At 69.3% G+C, this 24,799-nt stretch carries 23 protein-coding genes; 7 read left to right on the top strand and 16 right to left on the bottom strand.

Annotated elements, in window-relative coordinates:
- Window positions 1-19 precede the first annotated feature (19 nt).
- The 6 genes from cysW to AC2D80_RS12705 form a co-directional block, all read right to left on the bottom strand.
- Window positions 20-931, bottom strand: a complete 912-nt coding sequence (cysW, locus tag AC2D80_RS12730; RefSeq protein WP_484633400.1) for a sulfate ABC transporter permease subunit CysW — start codon at window positions 929-931, stop codon at window positions 20-22.
- Window positions 928-1,800, bottom strand: a complete 873-nt coding sequence (cysT, locus tag AC2D80_RS12725; protein ID WP_484633399.1) for a sulfate ABC transporter permease subunit CysT — start codon at window positions 1,798-1,800, stop codon at window positions 928-930. Before cysT ends, cysW begins: the two co-directional genes overlap by 4 nt.
- A gap of 125 nt (window positions 1,801-1,925) precedes the next feature.
- On the bottom strand, window positions 1,926-2,924 hold the full coding sequence (locus AC2D80_RS12720; protein ID WP_484633398.1) for a sulfate ABC transporter substrate-binding protein: 999 nt from the start codon (window positions 2,922-2,924) through the stop codon (window positions 1,926-1,928).
- Between the two features lie 106 nt (window positions 2,925-3,030).
- Window positions 3,031-3,585, bottom strand: coding sequence for an RBBP9/YdeN family alpha/beta hydrolase (locus AC2D80_RS12715; RefSeq protein WP_484633397.1), 555 nt, complete (start codon window positions 3,583-3,585; stop codon window positions 3,031-3,033).
- Complete coding sequence (locus tag AC2D80_RS12710; protein ID WP_484633396.1) at window positions 3,582-4,607, bottom strand: sulfate ABC transporter substrate-binding protein; 1,026 nt, start codon at window positions 4,605-4,607, stop codon at window positions 3,582-3,584. Before AC2D80_RS12710 ends, AC2D80_RS12715 begins: the two co-directional genes overlap by 4 nt.
- Before the next feature lie 373 nt (window positions 4,608-4,980).
- Entirely contained in the window at window positions 4,981-5,934 is a 954-nt protein-coding gene (locus AC2D80_RS12705) for a LysR family transcriptional regulator (RefSeq protein WP_484633395.1), read from the bottom strand.
- A gap of 157 nt (window positions 5,935-6,091) precedes the next feature.
- Here AC2D80_RS12705 and AC2D80_RS12700 point away from each other — a divergent pair, with 157 nt between their 5' ends.
- Entirely contained in the window at window positions 6,092-7,609 is a 1,518-nt protein-coding gene (locus AC2D80_RS12700; RefSeq protein ID WP_484633394.1) for a CoA-acylating methylmalonate-semialdehyde dehydrogenase, read from the top strand.
- A gap of 136 nt (window positions 7,610-7,745) precedes the next feature.
- Window positions 7,746-9,461 carry a GMC family oxidoreductase gene (locus tag AC2D80_RS12695; RefSeq protein ID WP_484633393.1) on the top strand — a complete coding sequence of 572 codons (1,716 nt, stop codon included), beginning with the start codon at window positions 7,746-7,748 and terminating at the stop codon, window positions 9,459-9,461.
- 143 nt (window positions 9,462-9,604) lie between these two features.
- Here the strand turns inward: AC2D80_RS12695 and AC2D80_RS12690 are convergent, their stop codons facing one another.
- Together AC2D80_RS12690 and AC2D80_RS12685 are read right to left on the bottom strand one after the other, a co-directional pair.
- A complete protein-coding gene (locus tag AC2D80_RS12690; RefSeq protein ID WP_484633392.1) occupies window positions 9,605-10,033 on the bottom strand; it encodes a hypothetical protein in 429 nt (142 codons plus the stop codon).
- A gap of 3 nt (window positions 10,034-10,036) precedes the next feature.
- The gene (locus tag AC2D80_RS12685; RefSeq protein WP_484633391.1) at window positions 10,037-11,395 is read right to left on the bottom strand and encodes an ammonium transporter; all 1,359 of its coding nucleotides are present in this window, start codon (window positions 11,393-11,395) and stop codon (window positions 10,037-10,039) included.
- Between the two features lie 275 nt (window positions 11,396-11,670).
- On the opposite strand from AC2D80_RS12685, the gene AC2D80_RS12680 reads away from it, so the two are divergent.
- Window positions 11,671-12,435 carry a TSUP family transporter gene (locus AC2D80_RS12680; protein ID WP_484633390.1) on the top strand — a complete coding sequence of 255 codons (765 nt, stop codon included), beginning with the start codon at window positions 11,671-11,673 and terminating at the stop codon, window positions 12,433-12,435.
- Between the two features lie 9 nt (window positions 12,436-12,444).
- Here the strand turns inward: AC2D80_RS12680 and AC2D80_RS12675 are convergent, their stop codons facing one another.
- From AC2D80_RS12675 to AC2D80_RS12650, 6 genes are all read right to left on the bottom strand, one after another.
- Window positions 12,445-13,818, bottom strand: coding sequence for a hypothetical protein (locus AC2D80_RS12675; RefSeq protein WP_484633389.1), 1,374 nt, complete (start codon window positions 13,816-13,818; stop codon window positions 12,445-12,447).
- 35 nt (window positions 13,819-13,853) lie between these two features.
- Window positions 13,854-14,240 carry a type III secretion system chaperone family protein gene (locus AC2D80_RS12670; protein ID WP_484633388.1) on the bottom strand — a complete coding sequence of 129 codons (387 nt, stop codon included), beginning with the start codon at window positions 14,238-14,240 and terminating at the stop codon, window positions 13,854-13,856.
- Window positions 14,241-14,387: 147 nt separating this feature from the next.
- On the bottom strand, window positions 14,388-16,352 hold the full coding sequence (mrdA, locus tag AC2D80_RS12665; RefSeq protein ID WP_484633387.1) for a penicillin-binding protein 2: 1,965 nt from the start codon (window positions 16,350-16,352) through the stop codon (window positions 14,388-14,390).
- Window positions 16,349-16,879 carry a rod shape-determining protein MreD gene (mreD, locus tag AC2D80_RS12660; RefSeq protein ID WP_484633386.1) on the bottom strand — a complete coding sequence of 177 codons (531 nt, stop codon included), beginning with the start codon at window positions 16,877-16,879 and terminating at the stop codon, window positions 16,349-16,351. Before mreD ends, mrdA begins: the two co-directional genes overlap by 4 nt.
- Window positions 16,876-17,793, bottom strand: coding sequence for a rod shape-determining protein MreC (gene mreC, locus AC2D80_RS12655; RefSeq protein ID WP_484633385.1), 918 nt, complete (start codon window positions 17,791-17,793; stop codon window positions 16,876-16,878). Before mreC ends, mreD begins: the two co-directional genes overlap by 4 nt.
- Before the next feature lie 106 nt (window positions 17,794-17,899).
- Complete coding sequence (locus AC2D80_RS12650) at window positions 17,900-18,943, bottom strand: rod shape-determining protein (RefSeq protein ID WP_484633384.1); 1,044 nt, start codon at window positions 18,941-18,943, stop codon at window positions 17,900-17,902.
- 250 nt (window positions 18,944-19,193) lie between these two features.
- Between AC2D80_RS12650 and gatC the strand changes: the two genes are divergently transcribed.
- From gatC to gatB, 3 genes are all read left to right on the top strand, one after another.
- On the top strand, window positions 19,194-19,493 hold the full coding sequence (gene gatC / locus AC2D80_RS12645; protein ID WP_484633383.1) for an Asp-tRNA(Asn)/Glu-tRNA(Gln) amidotransferase subunit GatC: 300 nt from the start codon (window positions 19,194-19,196) through the stop codon (window positions 19,491-19,493).
- Window positions 19,490-20,989 carry an Asp-tRNA(Asn)/Glu-tRNA(Gln) amidotransferase subunit GatA gene (gene gatA, locus AC2D80_RS12640; RefSeq protein ID WP_484633382.1) on the top strand — a complete coding sequence of 500 codons (1,500 nt, stop codon included), beginning with the start codon at window positions 19,490-19,492 and terminating at the stop codon, window positions 20,987-20,989. Before gatC ends, gatA begins: the two co-directional genes overlap by 4 nt.
- A gap of 130 nt (window positions 20,990-21,119) precedes the next feature.
- On the top strand, window positions 21,120-22,595 hold the full coding sequence (gene gatB / locus AC2D80_RS12635) for an Asp-tRNA(Asn)/Glu-tRNA(Gln) amidotransferase subunit GatB (RefSeq protein ID WP_484633381.1): 1,476 nt from the start codon (window positions 21,120-21,122) through the stop codon (window positions 22,593-22,595).
- 30 nt (window positions 22,596-22,625) lie between these two features.
- Here gatB and AC2D80_RS12630 read toward each other — a convergent pair whose 3' ends face one another.
- Both AC2D80_RS12630 and pyrE read right to left on the bottom strand, forming a co-directional pair.
- Complete coding sequence (locus AC2D80_RS12630) at window positions 22,626-23,279, bottom strand: DUF4124 domain-containing protein (protein WP_484633380.1); 654 nt, start codon at window positions 23,277-23,279, stop codon at window positions 22,626-22,628.
- Window positions 23,280-23,295: 16 nt separating this feature from the next.
- Complete coding sequence (pyrE, locus tag AC2D80_RS12625) at window positions 23,296-23,994, bottom strand: orotate phosphoribosyltransferase (protein ID WP_484633379.1); 699 nt, start codon at window positions 23,992-23,994, stop codon at window positions 23,296-23,298.
- A gap of 10 nt (window positions 23,995-24,004) precedes the next feature.
- Between pyrE and AC2D80_RS12620 the strand changes: the two genes are divergently transcribed.
- Entirely contained in the window at window positions 24,005-24,796 is a 792-nt protein-coding gene (locus tag AC2D80_RS12620) for an exodeoxyribonuclease III (RefSeq protein WP_484633583.1), read from the top strand.
- Window positions 24,797-24,799: the final 3 nt, after the last annotated feature.

Genomic DNA, 24,799 nt, shown 5'->3' with positions numbered 1-24,799 from the left:
GGGAGTCTCCGGTCGCGGCTCAGGCCGCGGCTTTCACGGTCAGCGCGGCGGGCGCGGGGGCTTCGGGCGGCAGCGCCGCCGCGGCTTGCAGCTCACGGTCGTGGCGCCATTCGACGACGGTCTTGATGGCCAGCGTGAGCAGGGCCAGCAGCGCCAGCAGCGAGGCCACGGCGAACGCCGCCACCGACTGGTATTCGTTGTAAAGGATCTCCACGTGCAGCGGCATGGTGTTGGTCTGGCCGCGGATGTGGCCGGAGACCACCGACACCGCGCCGAACTCGCCCATGGCACGCGCGTTGCACAGGATCACGCCGTAGATCAGGCCCCACTTGATGTTGGGCAGCGTCACATGCCAGAAGGTCTGCCAGCCGCTGGCGCCGAGCACCTGCGCGGCCTGCTCTTCGTCGCTGCCCTGCGCCTGCATCAGCGGGATCAGTTCGCGCGCGATGAAGGGGAAGGTCACAAACACGGTGGCCAGGATGATGCCGGGCACGGCGAAGATGATCTTGATGTCGTGCGCCGCGAGCCAGGGCCCGAGCCAGCCCTGCGCGCCGAACACCAGCACGTAGATCAGGCCCGCCACGACCGGCGACACCGAGAACGGCAGGTCGATCAGCGTGATCAGAAAGCTCTTGCCGCGGAAGTCGAACTTGGCCACGGCCCAGGCCGCTGCCACGCCGAACACCAGGTTGAGGGGCACGGCCACCGCGGCCGTGATCAGCGTCAGGCGGATCGCGGCCCAGGCGTCGGGTTCCTTCAGCGCCTCCCAGTAGGCGTCCCAGCCCTTGCGCAGCGCCTCGGTGAACACGGCCGCCAGCGGCAGCACCAGAAACAGCGCCATGAAGCCCAGCGCCAGCGCAATCAGCGCCACGCGCACGACGCGCGATTCCTGGGTGTGCCCTGTGTGGTTGTTGCGGTGCGAAGCGCTCATGCCGTGTCTCCCGCGCGGCGGCGCTGCCAGCCTTGCAGCGCGTTGATGATCAGCAGCAGCACAAAGGAAATGACCAGCATCACGGTGGCGACCGCGGTGGCGCCGGCGTAGTCGTACTGCTCGAGCTTGCCGATGATGATCAGCGGCGTGATCTCCGACACCATGGGCACGTTGCCGGCGATGAAGATCACCGAGCCGTACTCACCCACCGCGCGCGCAAACGCCATGGCGAAGCCGGTGAGCAGGGCCGGCGCGATGGTCGGCAGGATCACCCGCGCAAAGGTCTGCCAGCGCGTCGCACCCAGGCACATCGCGGCCTCTTCGAGCTCCTTCTCCGCGTCTTCCAGCACCGGCTGCACCGTGCGCACCACGAAGGGCAGGCCGATGAAGATCAGCGCGATCACCACACCGCCCGGCTGGAACGCCAGCTGGATGCCCAGCGGCTCCAGGTACTGGCCAATCCAGCCATTGCCCGCCAGCAGCGCGGTCAGCGAAATGCCGGCCACCGCGGTGGGCAGCGCAAACGGCAGGTCCACCAGGGCGTCCACCACCTTCTTGCCCGGAAAGCGGTAGCGCACCAGCACCCAGGCCACCAGCAGGCCGGCGAACAGGTTGACCGTGGCGGCGATCAAAGACGCGCCGAAGGTCAGCCGGTACGACGCCAGCACGCGCGGCGCCGTCACCGCTTCCCAGAACTGCGGCCAGGTCAGGGTGAAGGTCTTGAACAGCAGCGCCGACAGCGGGATCAGCACGATCAGGCACAGGTAGAACAGCGTGTACCCGAGCGTGAGATGAAAGCCCGGCAGCACGCGGCGCCTGGGGCGCGCCGCGGCGGCAACGGCCGGCGGGGAGAGGGTGGCGGTGGTCATGGGATGTTGGGGACTCAGCGCCGCGCGCGGCGGAGGATCACCGGGGGCACCACGGAACCGGCTGGGCCGGGCCGTGGGTGCCGCCCCCGGGAGGGGGTCGCGCGGCGCGCGGCGGGGGTGCGTCTTTATCGGACGGTGTAGATCTGGTCGAAACGGCCGCCGTCGTTGAAGTGGACCTTCTGCGCCTCGGCCAGCGAGCCGAAGTACTGCTCCACGGTGAACAGCTTGATCGGCTTGAACGCGGCCGCGTATTTCTTCAGCACCGCCTCGTTGCGCGGGCGGATGTTGTGCTTCGCGGCGATTTCCTGGCCTTCGGGGCTGTAGATGAAGTCGAGGTAGGCCCGGGCGTCGGCGGCCGTGCCTTTCTTGGCCACGGTGCGCTCGACCACGGCGACCGGGTTCTCCGCCACGATCGACACGCTCGGGTGGATCGCGTCGACACGGCCTGCGCCGAACTCGCGGTCCACCGAGACCACCTCGGACTCGAAGGTGATCAGCGCGTCACCGATGTTGCGCTGCAGGAAGATGCCGGTGGCGTCGCGCCCGCCGCGCGCCAGCACCGGCACGTTGGCGTAGAGCTTCTTCACGAAGTCGGCCGCCTGCTCGTCGGTGCCGCCCTTGCTGCGCACATAACCCCAGGCGGCCAGATAGGCCATGCGGCCATTGCCGCCGGTCTTGGGGTTGACCACGATCACCTTCACGTCGGGGCGGATCAGGTCGTCCCAGTCCTTGATGTTTTTCGGATTGCCGTTGCGCACCAGGAACAGCATGGTCGAGGTGGTGGGCGCGGCGTTGTTCGGGAATTTCTGGCGCCAGTCCTTGGCCACCACGCCGCGCTCGGCGAGGAAGTCCACGTCGGTCGTCGTGTTGAAGGTCACCACGTCGGCTTCCAGGCCGTCGGCCACGGCACGCGCCTGCGCGCTGCTGCCGGCGTGCGACTGGTCGATGCGGATGTCCTTGCCGGTGGTCTTTTTCACGTGGGCGGCGTAGGCCACGTTGAGGTCTTTGTAGAACTCGCGCGCCACGTCGTAGGACACGTTGAGCAGCGAGGTCTGGGCCGAGGCCAGGCCGGCGGCGCCCAGAGCCAGGGCGGCGACGGCGTAGCGGAGGAGGGCGGTGTTCATGGTCGGTCCTGGGGTGGGCCGGACGCGCGCGTCCGGCGGAGGTGGCGGAAGGGTTCGGATTCTGGGCGCCAGGCCTCAGAACACAAACGACAGTTTTCTTGTTTCTTTATGCGGCCTGGGGAATATGGTTCGCCGCGGCGGGCGCCAGCGAGGTCAACAGCGCCCGCCCCAGCGGCCAGTCGCCGAAGCCGGCCTCCACGTTGATGTGGCCCGCCCCCGGCAGCCGCACGAATTCGCTGCCCCAGGCGCGGGCGTAGGCCCCGGCCAGCCGGATGGGGCAGTAAGGATCGTTGTCGCTGGCCACCAGGATGTGGCGGTATGGCAGCCGCTGGTAGGGCACCGGCGCGAAGTCGGCCAGCGCGCCGCGGCGCTCCGGGTCGGCCGGCGCCACCAGCAGCGCACCGGCGATGCGCGACACCACCTCGGCGGGCAGGTGCACGGTGGCGATGCAGCCCAGGCTGTGCGCGACCACCACCACCGGCCCGCCGGCGGCTTCGATGGTTTCGGCCACCCGCGCCACCCAGGCATCGCGCCGCGGAGAGACCCAGTCGTCCTGCTCCACGCGCCGCGCCCCCGGCACCTCGCGGGCCCACAGGCTCTGCCAGTGGCGCGGCCCGGAATTGCGCCAGCCGGGCACGATGATCACGCAGGCCCGGGTCACGGCCGAAGCACCAGACGATCAAACACGCCGCCGTCGGCGAAGTGGCGCTTGCTGGCCTGCTCCCAGCCGCCGAAGGCCTCGTCGATGGTGAACAGGTTGAGCTTGGGCAGTTGCTTGGCGTACTTGGCCTGCGCCTTGGCCGAGGTCGGGCGGTAGAAGTGTTTGCCGATCAGGTCTTGCGCCTCTTCGGTGTAGAGGAATTCGAGGTAGGCCTGGGCCACCGCACGCGTGCCTTTGCGGTCGACGTTCTTGTCCACGATGGTCACTGGCGGCTCGGCCAGGATCGACAGCGAGGGATACACGAAGTCCACCCGGTTGCCGAACTCCTTCTCCAGCAGGTAGGCCTCGTTTTCCCAGCTGATGAACACGTCGCCCTGGTTGCGCTGGGCGAAGGTGACCGAGGAGCCGCGTGCGCCGGTGTCGAGCACGGGCACGTTGGCGTAGAGCTTGGCCACAAAGTCGCGCGCCTTGTCCTCGCTGCCGAACTTGCGCTTGGCGAATTCCCAGGCCGCGAGGTAGTTCCAGCGCGCGCCGCCCGAGGTCTTGGGGTTCGGGGTGATGACCTTCACGTCCGGGCGGATCAGGTCGTCCCAGTCCTTGATGCCCTTGGGGTTGCCGGCGCGCACCACGAGCACGATCGTGGAGGTGTAGGGCGCGCTGTTCTTGGGCAGGCGTTTCTGCCAGTCCTTGGGGATCCACTGGCCGTTGGTGTGCAGCGCGTCGATGTCGCCGGCCAGCGCCAGCGTCACCACGTCGGCCTCCAGCCCGTCGATCACCGAGCGGGCCTGCTTGCCCGAGCCGCCATGCGACTGCTTGATGGTCACGTCCTGCCCGGTCTTGGCTTTCCACTGTTTGGCGAACGCGGCGTTGACGTCCACGTAGAGCTCGCGGGTGGGGTCGTAGCTGACGTTGAGCAGGGTGACCGGGGCGGGCTGGGCGAAGGCCGGGACGGCGGCCAGGCCCAGACCGAGGGTGGTGGCCGTGGCGGCGAGGGTGTGCAGCAGGTGGCGGCGGGTCGACATGGTTCGTTCCTTGATGAGCGCAAATCGGTGGCGGGGCAGCGGCGGGTCCGACAACGGGCCGCACCGCGAGGAAGCGCATGCTCCGCCGATCGCTTCATATTGGGAACGAATACGTTTTTGGTTGTTTATTACCTAAACATCTGTGCGCACCGTGCTGTGGGTGTTGAAGGTCGGTTGCCTCGGCGGGTGCACGGTTGCGCAGCGTGACCAAAAGCGTAATGAGGATCCAGCCAAGGCATTGATTTACTTGGCTTTTTGTGATCTCCGCGCGTTGTTGTCTGAGCGGAGAGAAAACAACGCTTGCCGGGATGCATGGGTGGGCCGGCCCCCGCGGCGAGTCCGCCCCGCTCCCTGGCTCGCAGGGGCTGTTGAATCACCGCTGCAGCGGAAATCCGTCCGCCAGCGCCTCCCGCAGCCAGGCCACGAAGGCCGCCACCGCGCGCGGCACGTGGGTGCTGTAGGGGCGGATGGCGTAGATGTGGGGGCTGAAGCTGCCGACGGCGCGCCAGTCGGGCAGCACCTCCACCAGCCGGCCGGCCTGGAGTGCGGCCTGGGCGCTGAAGTCCGGTACGAGGGCGATGCCCAGGCCGTCGATGGCGGCGTCGCGCAGGGCCTCGCTGTTGTTGGCGCCGAAGGGTCCGGTCACGGGCACGGTGATGCGCGCCGGGGCGGTCGTGGCGCTGGCGGCGGCGGCCGGTTCGAAATGCCACGCGGGGGTTTCCTGGGCGCGCGGGTAGTGCAGGCAGTCGTGCACGGCCAGGTCGTTGGGCGCGGTGGGCGTGCCGCGGCGGCGCAGGTAGGCGCGGCTGGCCACCAGCACCGAGCGGGTTTCGCACAGCGTCCAGGCGACGTGGGTGTCGGGCGGCGCCGCGGTGTGGCGGATGGCCAGGTCGAAGCCTTCGGTGGCCAGCGAGCTGAGCCGGTCGGAGAGCTCCAGCTCGATGCGCACCTGCGGGTGCGCGCGCAGGAAAGCGGGCAGCCGCGGCACCAGCTGCTGGCGCGCCAGCGCCACCGGCGCCGTCACCCGGACCCGCCCGGCCGGCACGGCGGCCAGGTCGCGCACGCTGGCGAAGCTCTGGCGGATCTGCTCGAAGGGCTCGCGCAGGCCGTCCACCAGTCGCTGGCCGGCCTCGGTCAGGCGCACGCTGCGGGTGGTGCGCTGCACCAGCGACACGCCGGCCGCGCGCTCCAGCGCGGCGATGCGCTGGCTCATGGCGGCCTTGCTCACGCCCAGGCGCTGGGCGGCGGCGGTGTAGCTGCCCTGCTGCGCCAGCACGGTGAGCCAGTGCAGGTGCATCCAGAGGTGGTCGGCTTTTTCGTCAATCATGGTTTGATTGTTCATGAATTCGAACAATGCGTTCAGGCCGCTGGTCTGGCGGGCGGGGGCATCGCTGCCTACACTGGCCCGGCGCCGTCGCTTCTGACGAAACCATCACCCCGTTCGCCCCCCATTCACCCCGCATTGCCCCAGCCCGGAGGCCCCCATGTCTGCCCAACCCACCGCCATCGCCCACTTCATCAACGGCCGCGTCGCCGCCGGCAGCTCGCCGCGCGCGCAGGACGTGACCAACCCCGCCACGGGCGCGGTCACCGGCCGCGTGGCGCTGGCCAACGCGGCCGACGTGGGCGCGGCCGTGGCCGCTGCGCAGGCCGCCTTCCCCGCCTGGGCCGACACGCCGCCCATCCGCCGCGCGCGGGTGATGTTCAAGTTCCTTGAGCTGGTGAACCAGCACAAGGACACGCTCGCCAAGATGATCACGGCCGAGCACGGGAAGGTGTTCACCGACGCGCAGGGCGAGGTGGCGCGCGGCATCGACATCATCGAATTCGCCTGCGGCATCCCGCAGCTGCTCAAGGGCGACTTCACCGACCAGGTCTCCACCGGCATGGACAACTGGACGCTGCGCCAGCCGCTGGGCGTGGTGGCCGGCATCACGCCGTTCAACTTCCCGGTCATGGTGCCCATGTGGATGTTCCCGGTGGCCATCGCCGCGGGCAACACCTTCATCCTCAAGCCCAGCCCGATCGACCCCACGCCCAGCCTGTTCATGGGCGAGCTGCTCAAGCAGGCCGGCTTGCCCGATGGCGTCTACAACGTGGTGCAGGGCGACAAAGAGGCGGTGGACGCGCTCCTGGTTCATCCCGACGTGAAGGCCATCAGCTTCGTCGGCTCCACCCCGATCGCCAACTACATCTATGAAACCGGCGCGCACCACGGCAAGCGCGTGCAGGCCCTGGGTGGCGCCAAGAACCACATGGTCGTGATGCCCGATGCCGACCTCGACCAGGCGGTCGATGCCCTGATCGGCGCGGCCTATGGCAGCGCCGGCGAGCGCTGCATGGCCATTTCCGTGGCCGTGCTGGTGGGTGACGTGGGCGAGCGCATCATGCCCAAGCTGATCGAGCGCACGAAGGCGCTCAAGGTGCTCGACGGCATGAACCTCGCCGCCGAAATGGGCCCCATCGTGACCGAGGCCGCGCGCCAGCGCATCACCGGCTACATCGAGGCCGGTGCCAAGGAGGGCGCGACGCTGCTGGTGGACGGCCGCGGCTTCGACGGCGCGAAAGCCGGCGCCGGTTGCGACCAGGGTTTCTGGATGGGCGGCACGCTGTTCGACCACGTGACCACGGACATGAAGATCTACCGGGAAGAGATCTTTGGCCCGGTGCTCTCCTGCGTGCGCGTGCCCGACTTTGCGCAGGCGGTGCAAATCATCAACGACCACGAATTCGGCAACGGCGTGTCCTGCTTCACCCGCGACGGCAACGTGGCCCGCGAGTTCGCCCGGCGCATCCAGGTGGGCATGGTGGGCATCAACGTGCCGATCCCGGTGCCCATGGCCTGGCACGGTTTCGGCGGCTGGAAGCGGTCCCTGTTTGGCGACATGCACGCCTACGGCGAGGAGGGCGTGCGCTTCTACACCAAGCAAAAGAGCATCATGCAGCGCTGGCCGGAGACGACGGCCAAGGGCGCCGAATTCGTGATGCCGACGGCGAAGTGACGTCCCCCCTGCGCGCCCGACGGCGCTTCCCCCCGGTGGGGGGACGCAGCCGGAGGACCGGCCAAGCCGGATCCTCGGCTGCCGCGGTATCTTCGCCGGCTGGCCACCCAGCAACCGAGCCATAGCGAGACAAGGCATGAGCAGCGACACCACGTTTGACTACATCGTCATCGGCGCGGGCACGGCCGGCAGCTTGATGGCCAACCGGCTGAGCGCGGACGCGTCGAAGCGGGTGTTGCTGATCGAGGCCGGGCGGCGCGACGACTACCACTGGATTCACATTCCGGTGGGTTACCTCTACTGCATCGGCAACCCGCGCACCGACTGGCTCTACCAGACCGAGCCGGATCCCGGTCTGAACGGCCGGCGCCTGCGTTACCCGCGCGGCAAGACGCTGGGCGGCTGTTCCAGCATCAACGGGATGATCTACATGCGCGGCCAGGCCCGCGACTACGACCAGTGGGCCACGCTCACCGGCGACGAGTCGTGGTCGTGGTCGAAGGTCTTGCCTTATTTCAAGCTGCATGAAGACCACCACGGCGGCGCCAGCGGCTGGCACGGCGCACGCGGCGCGGTGGCCGATCTGCTGGCCGGCGAGCGCCCCGGGGCGGCCGACGACCCCTGGCGCAGCCTGATGCGCGGCCGCGGCGCCGGCGGCGAATGGCGCGTGGAGAAGCAGCGCCTGCGCTGGGACATCCTCGACGCCTTCGCCCAGGCCGCCCAGCAGGCCGGCATCCCCGCCACGCCCGACTTCAACCGCGGCAGCAACGAAGGCGTGGGCTATTTCGAGGTCAACCAGCGCGCCGGCTGGCGCTGGAACACCGCCAAGGCCTTTCTGCGGCCCACCTGCTACGGCCGCCCCAATTTCGAGCTGTGGACCAACGCGCAGGTCGCGCGGCTGGTGGTCGACACCGGCGCGGACGGCGCGCGGCGCTGCACCGGCGTGCAGGTGTGGACCGGGCAGGAGATGGTCACCGCGCACGCGGCGCGCGAGGTCATCCTGTGCGCCGGTGCGGTCGGCACGCCGCAGATCCTGCAGCTCTCGGGCATCGGCCCGGCCGCCCTGCTGCAGCAGCACGGCATCCCGGTCGTGCACGACCTGCCCGGCGTGGGCGAGAACCTGCAGGACCACCTGCAGATCCGGGCCGTGTTCAAGGTGCAGGGCACGACCACGCTCAACACCCTGGCGAACTCGTGGTGGGGCAAGGCGCGCATCGGGCTGGAATACGCCTGGCGCCGCAGCGGCCCGATGAGCATGGCGCCCAGCCAGCTCGGCGCCTTCACCCGCAGCGCGCCCGACCGGCCCTACCCCAACATCCAGTACCACGTGCAGCCGCTCAGCCTGGACGCCTTCGGCGAGCCGCTGCACCGCTTCCCGGCGTTCACCGCCAGCGTCTGCAACCTCAATCCCACCAGCCGCGGCCACGTGCGGATCACCAGCCCGCGTTTCCAGGACGCCCCCGCCATCGCGCCCAACTACCTCAGCACCGCCGAGGACCGCCAGGTCGCGGCCGAGAGCCTGCGCGTGACGCGGCGCATCGTCGCCCAGCCCGCGCTCGCGCCGTTCCGGCCGGAAGAGTACAAGCCGGGCCCGCAGTACCAGAGCGACGAGGAACTCGCGCGGCTGGCTGGCGACATCGCCAGCACCATCTTCCACCCGGTCGGCACTACCCGCATGGGCCGCCCCGACGACCCGATGGCCGTGGTCGACAGCCACCTGCGCGTGCGCGGCGTCGCCGGGCTGCGCGTGGTGGATGCCGGCGTGATGCCCACCATCACCAGCGGCAACACCAACAGCCCCACGCTGATGATCGCGGAGCGCGCGGCGCGCTGGATCATCGGCGGGGAGTGAAATAAGCCCCCCCACGCTCCGCCGCTGCGCGGGTCGCTGCCCCCCGGGGGGCTGATCCGGCTGGGGGCGGCCCGGCGCCGGATCGTCAGGCCCCCACGCTCCGCCGCTGCGCGGGTTGTCGGTTGGGTGGTGTGGCCTGACGGTCAGCGCAGGCGGCCGACGTAGCGGTTGTCGCGCGGGGTGCCATCGCCGCCGGGGGTGGTGGGCGTGCCGGTGCGGGACTCGGGGAAGCCGCTGGGGGCCGCGCCGGCGGGGGTGGGCGGGGTCGCGCGCAGGCCGGCCGGGGCGTCGGGCGCGGTGCGGCCGGCGCGCAGCGCGTCGGCGGCGGCTTCGAGCAAGGGGCGGCGGGGCGAGGTGTGGCCCATGTCGGCGATGCCGGCCTCCAGCCGGTCGGCCAGCGCGAGCAGGTCGGCGTGGCCGTCGGCCCGACCCTTCTCGCGGGCGAAGCGCACGATCTCGCGGGCGTAGTCGGGGTTCACGGCCAGCCACTCGGTGTCGGTGACCCGGCCGGTCTTGCGGCGCAGCAGCACGTGCAGGTGCGCTGCGATGCCGAACAGCTCGGTGGCGCTCATCGCTCAGTGCCCCAGCTGTTCCTGGTGCAGCGCGACGTCCAGCCCGGCGCGCTCGTCCACCTCGTGGACCCGCAGCGACACCACGCGCGACGTCACCCACAGCACCACGGTCGTCATCACCAGGCTGTAGCCCAGCACCGCCACGCAGGCCAGCAGCTGCGTGGCCACGCTGGCCGACAGGCCGCTGATCGCCGGCTCGGCCAGCACGCCCGTGAGCAGCGCGCCCACGAGCCCGCCCACGCCGTGCACGCCGAACACGTCCAGCGAGTCGTCGGCGCGCAGCAGGCGCTTGAGCGCGGTGGCGCCCCAGTAGCAGGCCACGCCGGCCACCAGACCGATCACCAGCGCGCCGCGCAGGGTCACGAAGCCGGCCGCCGGCGTGATCGCCACCAGGCCCGCCACCACGCCCGAGCACAGGCCCAGCAGCGTGGCCCGCCGGCGCGCCAGCCACTCGGCCGCCATCCACGACAGCGCGCCCGCGGCCGCCGCCAGGTGCGTCACCGCCAGCGCCAGACCGGCGCGGCCGTCGGCGGCGAGCGCCGAGCCGGCGTTGAAGCCGAACCAGCCCACCCACAGCAGGCCGGTGCCCGCCATCGTGAGTCCGAGGTTGAAGGGCACGAACGGTTCCTGCCCGTAGCCGGTGCGCGGGCCCAGCGCGTAGGCCACCACCAGCGCGGCCGCGCCGGCGTTGATGTGGACCACCGCGCCGCCGGCGAAATCCAGCGCACCGAGCTTGGCCAGCCAGCCCTCGGGCGACCACACCCAGTGCGCGATCGGCACGTACACCGCCAGCAGCCACAGCGCGGCGAACAGCAGCAGCGCGCCAAACCGCATCCGCTCCACCAGCGCACCGACCACCAGTGCGCAGGTGATCACCGCGAAGCTGAGCTGGAACATCGCAAAGACCGACTCCGGCAGGTGCGGCGCGATCGCGTTGACCGCCACCTTCGGTCCCGCCGCCACGTAGTCCAGCCCGGCAAAACCCACGCGTTCCAGGCCGCCGATGAAGCCGGCCGCCGCGCCGCCGGGCGTGAAGGCCAGCGAGTAGCCCAGCGCAAACCACAGCACGCTGACCACCGCCGCGATGCCCAGCACGCTCGCCATCGTGTTGATCACGTTGAACCGCCGCACCATCCCGCCGTAGAACAGCGCGATGCCCGGCAGCGTCATCAGCAGCACCAGCGCGGTGCTCACCATCAGCCAGGCGGTGTCGGCACCGCGCAGGGTGGACGCGTCCACCAGGCTGGCGCCGTCGGCGGCCAGCGCGGGCAGGGTTGGCAGCAGCAGGGCGCCGGCGGCCGCGGCCCGGCGGGCGGCCCACCGACGGGCGGCATGCAAGCGAGAAGCACACAAACGGGGCATGGCGTCACCTTTCCGAGGAGATGCCTGCGGTTTTGCACGGAGCGTGCCAAGCCTGCGGGGTGCCCCGGGTAAGCCCCGATGCACTGGGGTGGTGCGGGATTTACATTTCCTTCACTCGCAGGCGCACCGCGCCGCAGCGCGGGGGACCGAGGAGACAACCGAGTCCAGAACCATTCCACCGGCACAGGAGCCCTGCAGAGGCCGCCGGAGCGCTGAACACCGACCCCGATGGGTCGGTTTTTTTTCGCCCCTGTCCCCCGGCGACAATCGTCGCGATGGACCTGCTGCTCGTCTCACTCGCCTCCCTGTTCGCCGGCTTTGTGGACTCGATCGTGGGCGGTGGCGGCCTGATCCTGGTGCCGGCCTTGTTTGCCGTGTTCCCCACCACCCACCCCGCCACGCTCTTCGGTGTGAACAAAGGCGCCTCGGTCTGGGGCACGGCGGCGGCCACCCTGCAATACGCCCGTCGCGTGGACATGCCGTGGCACGCGTTGCTGCCGGCTGCGGCCGTGGGCTTTGCCGGGTCGATGGCCGGCGCCTGGACCGTGACCGTCATCGCGCCGGACTTTCTGCGCCGGGCCTTGCCCCTGGTGCTGGTCGGTGTGCTGATCTACACGCTGGCGCGCAAAGACCTCGGCCGTCACCACGCACCGCGGTTCAGCGGTCGCCGGGAAGCCGCAGCCGCCTGCCTGATGGGGGTGACCATCGGCTTCTACGACGGCTTCTTCGGCCCGGGCACCGGCAGCTTCCTGGTGTTCCTGTTCGTGCGCTGGCTGGGCTACGACTTCCTGCACGCCAGTGCCAGCGCCAAGCTGATCAACACCGCCACCAACCTCGCTGCCCTGATGCTCTTCGCCTGGAAAGGCCATGTCTGGTGGCACTTCGTGCTGGCCATGGCCGTGGCCAATGTCGTGGGCAGCCTGTTGGGCACCCGTCTGGCGCTCAAGCACGGCAGCGGCTTCGTGCGCGCTGCCTTCATCCTGGTGGTGTCGGTGTTGATCCTGAAGACGGGCTACGACGCGTGGTTCAAGGCCGTCTGACGGGGCCGGTCACGTCTTTTTGATCCCGGCCAGCTTCTTCGTGACCACCTCGAAGCGCGAGATCAGTGCCTCCACTTCCTCGCCCGTCAGTCCGAAGGCCCGTGCGGCATCGATGAGCTGATCCTGCTTGAGCAGGCCAAACTCGTCGCAGATGTGCTTCGGAATGGCATCCGGCCAGAGCGCCACCATGGTGCGTGTTTGCGGGTGCATGAAGATCCGGTCATCCCGAACCTTGGGTCCGAACGCGGTGTCCCAGTCAACCGCTTGGACGGTGTCGGGCTGCTTGCCCGTGACGATGTACTGACCGGGAGCCCGGTCGTAGTCGCCGATGAGCATGCTCAGAAGGTGGATACGAATGTAGTCCTCGCGGAATCGTGGGGTCACCTTGTCCTTCCACATATCCATCCAGATCACGTCGTCTCGCATCGACTTCTGCCACAGCTCATTCAGGGACAGGTTGTTCTGCAGCCGCTTGAGCAAGGTCGAGCCCCGCACGAGGGGAGCCACCAGACAGGCTTGCCCACCCCCCATGCCGAGCGTGAGTTTCGGCGTGACATCCCAATGGAGCAACTCGTGGGCAATATGGCTGGCCAACAGACACCGCATCTCCAGCCGCGGCATGCGCGGGTCAATCCCGGTCATTTCATGGAGCAGGCGGAGATCGACTCCCCCAGCACGCGGGTAGCACTTGTAGAGGTACTGGCCTCCCTCCGGGGAAGTGAACTCCGCGACCAGGGCCTTGCTGACGCCGCTCTCTCTGATGTTGCCGGGGGGGAAATTCAGCGTGGGCCTGCTGTACGTGGGCCAGGTCTGGTCGATAAACGGAATGCCCGCGGCTGTCCACGCCAACTGCGTGTCGGTGGCCATTTCTTTGGACATCCCCGCCTGGATCAGCAGGTCGAAAAACACCTCCTGCTGGCGCGCGGGGGGCCAATGCCAGTCGATGCGCTGGCCGGACGGCGCCGCGCTCTGGCCGCCAGAGGCGTGACCCGCAGCCGGGTACAGCAGATGGAAGGCGTAGTCGGTGAAGGCGTGGATGTAGGACAGCGTGGTCTGTGTCACGCCATCGATCGCGCCTTTGACGACCGAATGGGCGCTGGTTTGCGGCGCGTCGGCGGGTACCGGGGTTTCGCGCGGAAACGAGGGGTCGATGTCGGTGCGCGTGGCCTTGATCTGGGCGAGGATGCGCGCGTGTTTTTCGGGCGTCCAGCGGGGCCGGTGCGACATGACCGTCCCGGGGATGCGCGTGGATCCCGACGACGGTCCGCGCGGGCTGGGCATGCGGAACACCGGGTTTTGCCAGGTGAAGGAATCGCCGTGGCCCTCTGACAGAAAGCCGCCCGCGTCGGACGTGGTGTTCGTGGTGCTGCTGTTGAAGTGCATGGTGCAAGCCTTGAGGTGATTTGGGGCCGTGGCCGTCAGAGCGATTGCTGCCAGTGCAGCGCCTGGGATGCGGCCGAGCGCATCACGCCACCGAGGGCCTGGACGACGTCCGGATCGATGGACGCGTCTGTGCTGAAGGCGTAGATCAGATCGCCATCGCTCACCCCGAAGGCGGCGGTGGACGACTGACGCCTCAGTTCCACGTTTTGCGCCACGACCTCGCGCAGCACGTCGGGCAGGTGGTCGGGCGGGATCGGGCCGAACAGGCAGCAGACCGTGACGCGGTTGTCATTCGTGCTGTCCGGAATCACGGTGAAGTCCACCTCGTCGACTTCGAGGCGGAGGGTGTCTTTCGTGTGGTCGGGCGACTTCTTGAAGCCGGGAATCTTGAGCAGGGCGGTTTCGAGATCAGGGAGTTTCATAGCGTGGTGCGGGATCCGGTCGAGAGCCATCTCCCCATGGGTTGGGGAGAGAAGCGTTCCAGAGATCGCCGTACCGCGGTATCCCACCCACGGCCTAGCGTGGGGGATGGCGGGTGTGGGGAGGATGATCCGCCGGCGCGGGGCGGATCAAGGGGCCGAGGGCGCTGCCGGCGGCCAGGGCAGTTCGCTCGCCTTGCGCGGCGTGCCGATCGGGGCGCTGGCGCGGCCCTGCTGCACGGCGGCGATGTCCTCGGGGCTGGGGTACTGGTCCATCAGCAGGTAGTCGAAGACACGGCGGGCGATCGGCGCCGCGGCCGCCGCGCCAAAGCCCGCGTTTTCCACGATCACCGCCAGCGCCACCGTGGGCGCGTCCACTGGCGCGAACGCCACGTACAGCGAATGGTCGCGCTCGTGCTCTTCGAGCTTCTTGGCGTCGTAACGCTCTTTCTGGCCGATGGTCACCGCTTGCGCGGTGCCGGTTTTGCCGCCGCTGGCGTAGCCGGCCCCGGCAAACACCCGCGTGGACGTGCCCTCGGTCGTCACCGCCTGCATCGCGCGCAGGATGGTGGCCACGTGCTCCGGCTTGTAGCCCAAGGATTCGCCGGCAGCCCGCGGCAGGTCCCGGCGCTCGCGGGTGATCATGCTTTCGGTGGCGCGGGTGAGGTGCGGGCGGTGGCGCGTGCCGCCGTTGGCCAGCGTGGCCATGGCGTTGGCCAGTTGCAGCATGGTGAAGCTGTTGTAGCCCTGACCAATACCCAGCGAGATGGTCTCGCCCGCGTACCATCGCTGTTGCTCCGGGCGCTTGTAGGTGTTGCGCTTCCAGGCCTGGCTGGGCAGCACGCCGCGCACCTCGCCCTTGAGGTCGATGCCGGTGATCTGGCCGAAGCCCAGCGGCTTCATGAAGTCGTGCATCAGGTCCACGCCCATCTCGTTGGCCAGCGTGTAGTAGTAGACGTTGCTCGACTTGACGATGCTGCGGTGCAGGTCCACCGCGCCCAGACCGCTGTCGCCGTGGCTGCGGAAGCGGTGGTTGCCGAACATCCAGAAGCCTGGGTCATTGATGACCGTGCTGGCGGTGCGTTTGCCGGTTTCCAGCGCGGCCAGCGCCATGAAGGGCTTGTAGGTGGAGCCGGGCGGGTAGGTGCCGCGCAGGGCGCGGTTGAGCAGCGGCCGGTCGATCGACTCGTTGAGCGCGCGCCAGTTGTCCACGTCGATGCCGTCGACGAACAGGTTGGGATCGAAGGTGGGCTTGGACACAAAGGCCAGGATTTCGCCGTTGCGCGGATCGATGGCCACGAGCGCGCCGCGGCGCTCGCCGTAGAGCGTTTCCACCAGGTGCTGCAGCTTCAGGTCGATCGACAGCACCACGGTGTCGCCCGGGGTGGCCGGCGTGGCGGCGAGCGAGCGAACGGCGCGGCCGCCGGCCGAGGTTTCCACGCGCTCGAAGCCGGTGGTGCCGTGCAGCAGGTTTTCGTAGTGCTGTTCCACGCCGAGCTTGCCGATGTAGTCGGTGCCGCGGTAGTTGGCCTGGTCTTCTTCCGGCCAGTCGGCCATCAGCTCTTTTTCGCGCTGGTTGATGCGCCCGATGTAGCCCACGACGTGGCTCGCGGTCTCCCCGTTGGGGTACTGGCGCAGCAGCCGCGCCTTCACCTCCACGCCCGGAAAGCGGTAGCGCTGCGCCGTGAAGCGCGCCACCTCCTCGTCACTCAGGCGCGTGCGCAGCGGCAGCGAATCGAAGCGGCGCGACTCCTCCATCAGCCGCTTGAAGCGGCGCACGTCACGCGGCTCGATCGCCACCAGCTGACCGAGGGCGGCGATGGTGTCTTCCAGGTTGTCGACCTTGGAGGGCGTGATCTCCAGCGTGTAGGCGGAATAGTTGGTGGCCAGCACACGGCCCTCGCGGTCGACGATCTGCCCGCGGTTGGGCACCACCGGCAGCACCGCCGTGCGGTTGCTTTCCGCTTGCGCGAGGTACTCGTCGTGGCGCACGACCTGCAGCCAGATCATGCGCGCCACCAGCAGCCCAAACGCCACCAGCACCGCCAGCGCGATCACCACCACGCGCCACTTGAAGTGCGCGAGATCGGCTTCGACGTTGCGCAGTTCGGTCACAGCGGTCGGTCTTCGTCGGGGTCGGGGGCGCGCCGCTGCGGTGCCAGCAGCAGCACGGTGACCAGCGGCCACAGCAGCGATTCGATCACCGGCGCCAGCAGCGTGTCCAGCCCCGGAAAGGTGCCGCCAGCCGCCAGGCGCACCGCCAGTTGCAGCAGCGCGGCCACGACAAACAGCGGCAGCACCTGCAGCGCCTGCTGGGGCACCGGGAACCACAGCAGCCGGCGGTGAATGGCGATGGCGCCGAAGCCCAGTACCGTGTAGGCCAACGCGTGCTGGCCGAGCAGCGCGCCCTGGTGCACGTCCATCGCCAGCCCGAACGCGAACGACACGCCCACGCCGATGCGCAGCGGCTGGTGCACGCCCCAGAACACCAGCACCACGGCCAGCAGGTCGGGCACCCAGGCCGCGCGGCCCCACAGCCCCATGTTGAGCAGCATGTTGAGCAGCAGCGCGCCGATCAGGCTCGCCCAGATGAACACCGGGTTGGCCGGCAGCAGCAGCTGCTGGCCCGGTCGCATGATCATGGGGCGCCTCCGTTCTTGGGCGCGGGGCCGCTGCCGTGGCCGGCGTCGGCGGTCGTGGGACCGGCCACCGGCGCCAGCACCAGCACGTGCAGTGCGCCCTCGACGCGGGCCAGCGGCTCCACCCGGATGCGGGCGAACGACGACTCCGCCTGCCGCTCGACCTCGGTCACCTTGGCCACCGGCAGGCCGGGCGGGTACACGCCGTCCACGCCGCTGGTGGTGAGCAGATCGCCCTCGGCGATGTCGGCGGTCGCGGCGGTGTAGCGCAATTCCAGCCCGTCGCCGCTGCGCGAGGGCGCGCCGTGGGCCACGCTGCGCACGCCGGAGCGCGCGTTGAGCACCGGAATCGCCTGATCGCGATCAATCAGCAGGCTCACTTCCGACACCAGCGGGTACACGCGCGTGACCTGCCCGAGCACGCCGCTCTCATCAATCACCGGCGAGCCGGCCACCACGCCGTGGGTCTGGCCGCGGTCGATCACGACCTTGCGCGCATAAGGATCGGCCGCGTCGAACAACACCTGCGCGCCCATCCCGCGTGTGCCACTGCGCTCGCGCATCGACAACAGCGAACGCAGCCGCTCATTTTCCAGCGTCAGCTGCTCGACCTGCTGGCTGCGCGCGGCCTGCTCGGCCAGGCGCTGCCGGGCCTGCGCCTCGGCCGCCTGCGCCTGGCTCAGTGCGGTGAAGTAATCGCCCGCCCCGCGGGCCGCCGCCACCGGTTGCAGCGCCAGCCATTGCAGCGGGTAGAGCACCGTGGCCAGCGCCGCGCGCACGGGCTGGGCCACGCGAAAGCGCTGGTCGGCGACCATCAGGAACAGCGCGAGCGCGCTGAACACCATCAGCTTGGACAGCGCCGACGGGCCCTGTTTGAAAAACGGGGGCGGCGTGCGGTCCAGCGTGCCTAGTGGCATGGGGACAGTGGGCGGCGAAGCGGCGGACGGGGCATCAGCACGGGCACAGCGGCCGCGGGAGGCGCGGTGCCGTCATGCCCGGCGACGCCGGTCGCACGCTCATGGTTCATTCGCTGGTGAAGATCGTGCCCAGGCGCTCCATGCGCTCCAGGGCCATGCCGCAACCGCGGACCACGCAGGTCAGCGGCTCTTCGGCCACCAGCACCGGCAGGCCGGTTTCCTCGGCCAGCAGGCGGTCGAGGTCGCGCAGCAGCGCGCCGCCGCCGGTGAGCATCATCCCGCGCTCGGCGATGTCGGCGCCGAGTTCGGGCGGCGTGTGCTCCAACGCCATCTTCACGGCCGACACGATGTTGTTCAGCGGGTCGGTCAGGGCTTCGAGCACCTCGTTGGACGAGATCGTGAAGCTGCGCGGCACGCCCTCGGAGAGGTTGCGTCCCTTGACCTCCATCTCACGCACCTCCGAGCCGGGGAAGGCCGAGCCGATTTCCTTCTTGATGGCTTCGGCCGTCGGCTCGCCAATCAGCATGCCGTAGTTGCGGCGGATGTAGGCGATGATGGCCTCGTCGAAACGGTCGCCGCCGACGCGCACGCTGCCCTTGTAGACCATGCCGCCGAGCGAAATCACACCGACCTCGGTCGTGCCGCCACCGATGTCGACCACCATGGAGCCCGACGCGTCGGACACCGGCAGACCAGCGCCGATCGCCGCGGCCATCGGTTCCTCGATCAGATACACCTCGGATGCGCCCGCGCCGAGCGCCGACTCGCGGATGGCGCGGCGCTCGACCTGCGTGGAGCCGCAGGGCACGCAGATGATGATGCGCGGGCTCGGCTTGAACATCGAGCGCGGATGCACCATCTTGATGAACTGCTTGAGCATCTGCTCGGTGACGGTGAAGTCGGCGATCACGCCGTCCTTCATCGGGCGGATCGCCTCGATGTTGCCCGGCACCTTGCCCAGCATCGCCTTGGCCTCGTGACCCACCGCCTGGATGGTCTTCTTGCCCTGCGGGCCGCCCTCGTGGCGGATCGACACCACCGAAGGCTCATCGAGCACGATGCCCTTGTTGCGGACGTAGATCAGGGTGTTGGCGGTGCCGAGGTCGATGGCCAGGTCGGTCGAAAACTGCCGACGGAACGCTTCAAACATGGTGGGGGAGTCCTGTGGGGCACGGGCGCGACGTCGCGCGCCCATCGCCGGAAATGGGGCCGCGAGAAGGGGTGGAAAACGTTTCCAAGTGTTTGATTTATCGACGAAAACCGGCGTGCGCCGGGGCGCTTCGTCAAACCTTGGATAATACCGCATCCCCTGTGCATAACTGCACGCTCGCGAGCGCGTGGCGGCGCGCCGACCGGCGGCACCGGCCGCGCCCGACGCCCGCCCGACCCTCCCATCCGCCATGTCCCTGACCCTCCAAGACATCGGGCGCATTGCCCACCTGGCCCGTCTGGCGCCCGACGACGCCCAGCGCGAGAAGCTGCTCGGGCAGCTCAACGGCTTTTTCGACCTCGTCGAGCAGATGAAGGCGGTCGACACCACCGGCGTGGAGCCGCTGGCTCACCCGACCGCCGTGATGGAGGACGTCGCGCTGCGCCTGCGGCCCGACGTGGTGAGCGAGCCCAACAACCGCGAGGCCAACCAGCGCAGCGCCCCGGCCGTCGAGCGCGGCCTGTTTCTCGTGCCGAAGGTGATCGAATGAAGGCGCTTCACGACATGGGCGTGGCCGAACTCGCGCAGGCCATCGCCGACGGACAGACCAGCAGCGTGGAGGCCACGCAAGCCCTGCTGGCGCGCGCCCGCCAGCATCAAGGCCTCGGTGCGTATCTCGCGATCGACGACAGCGTGTCCCTGGCGCAGGCGCGCGCCGCCGACGCGCGCATCGCCGCTGGCGAGCGCACCCCGCTGCTGGGCGTGCCGATCGCCCACAAAGACATCTTCGTCACCCGCGACCTGCCCACCACCGCCGGCTCGAAGATGCTGGCCGGCTACCGCAGCCCGTTCGACGCCACCGTGGTCGCGCGCCTGGCCGCCCAGGGCGCCGTGACGCTGGGCAAGCTCAACTGCGACGAGTTCGCGATGGGCGGCAGCAACGAAAACTCCGCCTTCGGCCCCGCGCGCAACCCCTGGGACCCGGCGCGCGTGCCCGGCGGGTCTTCGGGCGGCTCGGCGGTGGCCGTCGCCGCCCGGCTGGCGCCCGCCGTGACCGGCACCGACACCGGCGGCTCGATCCGCCAGCCCGCCAGCTTCTGCGGCGTCACCGGCATCAAGCCCACCTACGGCCGCTGCTCGCGTTACGGCATGGTGGCCTTCGCCTCCAGCCTCGACCAGGCCGGCCCGATGGCGCGCAGCGCCGCCGACTGCGCCACGCTGCTCACGGCGATGGCCGGGCCCGACCTGGACCGCGACGCTACCAGCCTCGACCGCCCGGCCGAGGACTACAGCCGCCTGCTCGGCCAGACCTGGGGTGAGGGACGCGACGGCGCCACCGCGACACAACCCCTCAAGGGGCTGCGGATCGGCCTGCCCCGCGAATTTTTCGGTGAGGGCGTGGCCGCCGACGTGCTGGCGGCCGTGCGCGGGGCCCTGGCCCAGTTCGAGGCGCTGGGCGCCACGCTGGTCGACGTCTCGCTGCCCCGCACCGAGCTCGCCATCCCGGCCTACTATGTGATCGCGCCGGCCGAGGCCAGCTCCAACCTCAGCCGCTTCGACGGCGTGAAGTTCGGCCACCGCGCCGCCCAGTACACCGACCTGCTCGACATGTACCAGCGCAGCCGCACCGAAGGCTTCGGCCCCGAGGTGCAGCGCCGCATCATGATCGGCACCTACGTGCTCTCGCACGGCTACTACGACGCCTACTACCTCAAGGCGCAGCAGATCCGCCGCCTCATCGCACAAGACTTCCAGCAGGCGTTCGCCCAGTGCGACCTGATCGCCGGTCCCGCCGCCCCGACCGTGGCCTGGGCCCTCGGCGAGAAGGCCGACGACCCGGTGGCGAACTACCTCGCCGACATCTTCACGCTGCCCGGCAGCCTTGCCGGTCTGCCCGGCATGAGCGTGCCGGCCGGCTTTGGCCAGGGCGGCATGCCCGTGGGCCTGCAGCTCATGGGCAACTACCTGAAGGAAGCCGAACTCCTGCAGGCCGCCCACGCGTTCCAGCAGGCCACCGACTGGCATGAGCGCGCACCTGCGCTTTAACCACCCCCGCGCCGCCTTCGGCGCCACCCCCTCAAGGGGGCGTCACCAGCGGCCCGGCAGAGCCGGTTCCGCGGTGACCCTGGAACGGTGTGTTCGCGCGACGAGCGTGTCTTGAAAGAAGGTATCCGAGATGAACCAGAAAGCCTCGAAAGAAGCCTCCCTGCTGGTGCAAGGTTACGAAGTCGTGATTGGCTTTGAAACTCACGCCCAGCTCGCCACCCAATCCAAGATCTTCAGCCGCGCGGCCACCGCCTTCGGCGCCGAGCCCAACACCCAGGCCTGCGCGGTGGACCTGGCCCTGCCCGGGACCTTGCCGGTGATGAACCGCGAGGCCGTGGCCTGCGCCATCCGTTTCGGCCTCGCCGTCGGTTCGCACATCGCCGAGCGCAGCATCTTTGCCCGCAAAAACTACTTCTATCCCGATCTGCCCAAGGGCTACCAGATCAGCCAGTACGAGATCCCGGTGGTGCAGGGCGGCGCGGTGTCGTTTTTCCTGGGCGATGAGAAGAAGACCGTCCGCCTGGTGCGCGCCCACCTGGAAGAAGACGCCGGCAAGTCATTGCACGAAGATTTCGTGGGGCAGTCGGGCATCGACCTCAACCGCGCCGGCACGCCGCTGCTGGAGATCGTTACCGAGCCCGACATCCGCTCCAGCGCCGAGGCCGTGGCTTACGCGAAAGAGCTCCACAAGATCGTCACCTGGATCGGCATCTGCGACGGCAACATGCAGGAAGGCTCGTTCCGCTGCGACGCCAACGTCTCGGTGCGCAAACCCGGCGCGCCGCTCGGCACGCGGCGCGAGATCAAGAACCTGAACAGCTTCAAGTTCATGCAGCAGGCCATCGATTACGAGGTCCGCTGGCAGATCGAGCAAATCGAGGACGGCTTCGAGATCCAGCAGGCCACCGTGCTGTTCGACCCCGACACCGGCGAGACGCGCGCCATGCGCACCAAGGAGGACGCGGCCGATTACCGCTACTTCCCCGACCCGGATCTGCCGCCGCTGGTGATCGCGCGCGACTGGGTGGACGAGGTCAAGGCGGCCATGCCCGAGCTGCCGCGGCAGATGGCCGAGCGCTTCGTCGCCCAGTACGGCCTGCCCGAGTACGACGCCACCACGCTGACGCAGAGCCCGGCCATGGCTGCCTACTTCGAGACCGCGGCCCAGGCCAGCGGTCAGGCCAAGCTGGCCAGCAACTGGGTGATGGGCGAGGTCTCGCGCCGCCTGAACACCGAGGAGCGTGGCATCAGCGACGCGCCGGTGAGCGCCGCGCAGCTCGGCGCCCTGATCCAGCGCATCGCCGATGGCACCGTGTCCAACAACGCGGCCAAGCAGGTGATGGATGCCCTCTGGCGCGGCGAAGGCAGCGACGTTGACGCCATCATCGACGCCAAAGGCCTCAAACAGGTCAGCGACAGCGGCGCCATCGAAAAGATCATCGACGAGGTCATGGCGGCCAACGCGCCCATGGTCGAGCAGTACCGCGCCGGCAAGGACAAGGCCTTCAACGCGCTGGTGGGCCTGGTGATGAAGGCCAGCAAGGGCAAGGCCAACCCGCAGCAGGCCAACGAGCTGTTGCGCCGCAAGCTCGACGGCGGCGGTTGACCGGTCGGGGCAACGCGCCCGGCGGGCGCGTCAGCGGTCGTCGGTGGCCACGCCGTTGGCCATCCACAGGCGCCGCAGGCGCCCGCGTTCTTCGTCGAAACGCGCGTTGATGCGCTGTTTCTCGGCGATCTGTTCCTGCAGGAAGCGCTCCTGCGACTTGGTTTGGGCGATGTTGTCCTCCAGGTTGCGCCGGAGCCAGGCCGGGGCCTTGCTGGGGTCGCGCTGGTAGAACTCCATCTCGGTGTCGATCTCGGCGCGGCGCTTGACCAGGTCTTCCGAGCGTTTTTTCACCGCCGCGATCACCTCGTCCACCTGGGCCAGCGCGTCGGCGCGCTCCTTGTCGTGCACCGCCGGTGTGGGGTAGCGCACCAGCAACGCGCGCTCGCGGCGACGCTCTTCCGCGACCCGCGACGTCCGCTCTTCCTCGGCCCGCTTGTCGGCTTCCAGCCGCGCCCGCTCCTCGGCGGTGTAGCTCGGCGGGATCACCCGCTTGACCGTGCCGGTGTTGGACCGCTGCTCCTGCTCGCGGTCCAGGCAGGCGGTGATCGGCCGGTCGGAGGTGTGGCGCCGGCCTTGGGCGTCCACGCAGGTGTAGATGGCACCGCTCTGGGCAGCCGCCCACAACGGCGCCAGCATCAGGGCGACGCCGGAGGCCAGTTGAAGCGGAAAGGGGCGGGTGCGCATAGGGAGGGGAGTACTTTCAGGCGACACCGTACCGTTGTCGGTAAGCCAGCACACGCTCGCGGTGCTGATCGGCCTCGCCGCCCGGATGGGCGGCCAGATACTGCAGCAAATCCGTCAGCGTCGCAATCGCGCATACCTGCAGCCCCAGTTGGTGCTGCACATACTGCACCGCGCTGTGGTCGACGTCCCGCACCGCGCCATCGGGGCCAAGCTCGGTGGCTTTTTCCTGGCGGTCCAGCGCGATGGCCACCGCGTGGGGCGTGGCGCCGGCGGCGCGGATCAGAGCGATCGATTCCCGGGCGGCGGTGCCTGCGCTCATCACGTCGTCGACGATCAGCACCCGCCCCCGCAGCGGCGCGCCGACCAGCGTGCCGCCTTCGCCGTGGTCCTTGGCTTCCTTGCGGTTGTAGGCAAACGGCACGTTGCGCCCCAGCCGGGCCAGTTCGACCGACACCGCCGCGCCCAGCGGAATGCCCTTGTAGGCCGGGCCGAAAATCATGTCGAACTCGATGCCGCTGGCCATCAGCGCCTTGGCGTAACATGCCGCCAGCCGGCCGAGCTTGGCACCGTCGTCGAACAGCCCGGCGTTGAAGAAATAGGGACTCAGGCGCCCGGCCTTGGTCTTGAACTCGCCGAACTTCAGCGCGCCGGCCTCCACACAGAACTGCACGAATTCCTGCGCCAGGGCGCTGCTGTCGCCCGCCTGAACCACCATGGCTCACCCCTTGTTCACACTCACCAGCCTCAACCTCAACGGCATCCGGTCGGCCTCCACCAAGGGGCTGGAAACCTGGCTGGCGACGCACGCGGCGGATTGTATGGCGGTGCAGGAAGTCAAGGCCCAGGCGCCCGACGTGGCCGGCCGCTTCGAGGACTTGGCCGGGCTGCGCGGCCACTTCCACTTCGCCGAGAAAAAGGGTTATTCGGGCACCGGTGTCTACACCCGCCACACGCCCAGCGACGTGATCACCGGCTTCGGCGTGCCGGAATTCGATGCCGAGGGCCGTTACACCGAGCTGCGTTTCGACAAGCCTGGCCGGCGCCTGTCGATCATCAGCGCCTACTTTCCCAGCGGCTCGTCCGGCCCCGAGCGGCAGGAGGCCAAGTTCCGCTTTCTTGACGCCTTCTATCCCCACCTGATGGCGCTGAAGGCCGAGCGGGAATTCATCCTGTGCGGCGACGTCAACATCGCCCACACCGAGCGCGACCTCAAGAACTGGCGCAGCAACCAGAAAAACAGCGGCTTCCTGCCCGAAGAGCGCGCCTGGATGACGCGCCTGCTCGGCGAAGGCGGGCTGGTCGACGTGTACCGCCGCCTGCAGCCCGACACGACCGACGCCTGCTACACGTGGTGGAGCAACCGCGGCCAGGCCTACGCGAAGAACGTGGGCTGGCGGCTGGACTACCACCTCGCCACGCCGGCCCTGGCCTCGCTGGCGCGCCGCGAGGCCATCTACAAAGACCAGAAGTTCAGCGACCACGCGCCCATCACCGTCGAATACGGCTTCGCGCTCTGAACC

The sequence above is a fragment of the Hydrogenophaga sp. T66 genome (genome assembly GCF_057219855.1).
Note: the sequence above shows the minus strand (reverse complement) of the source record. Positions and strands in the feature narration are given on the sequence as shown.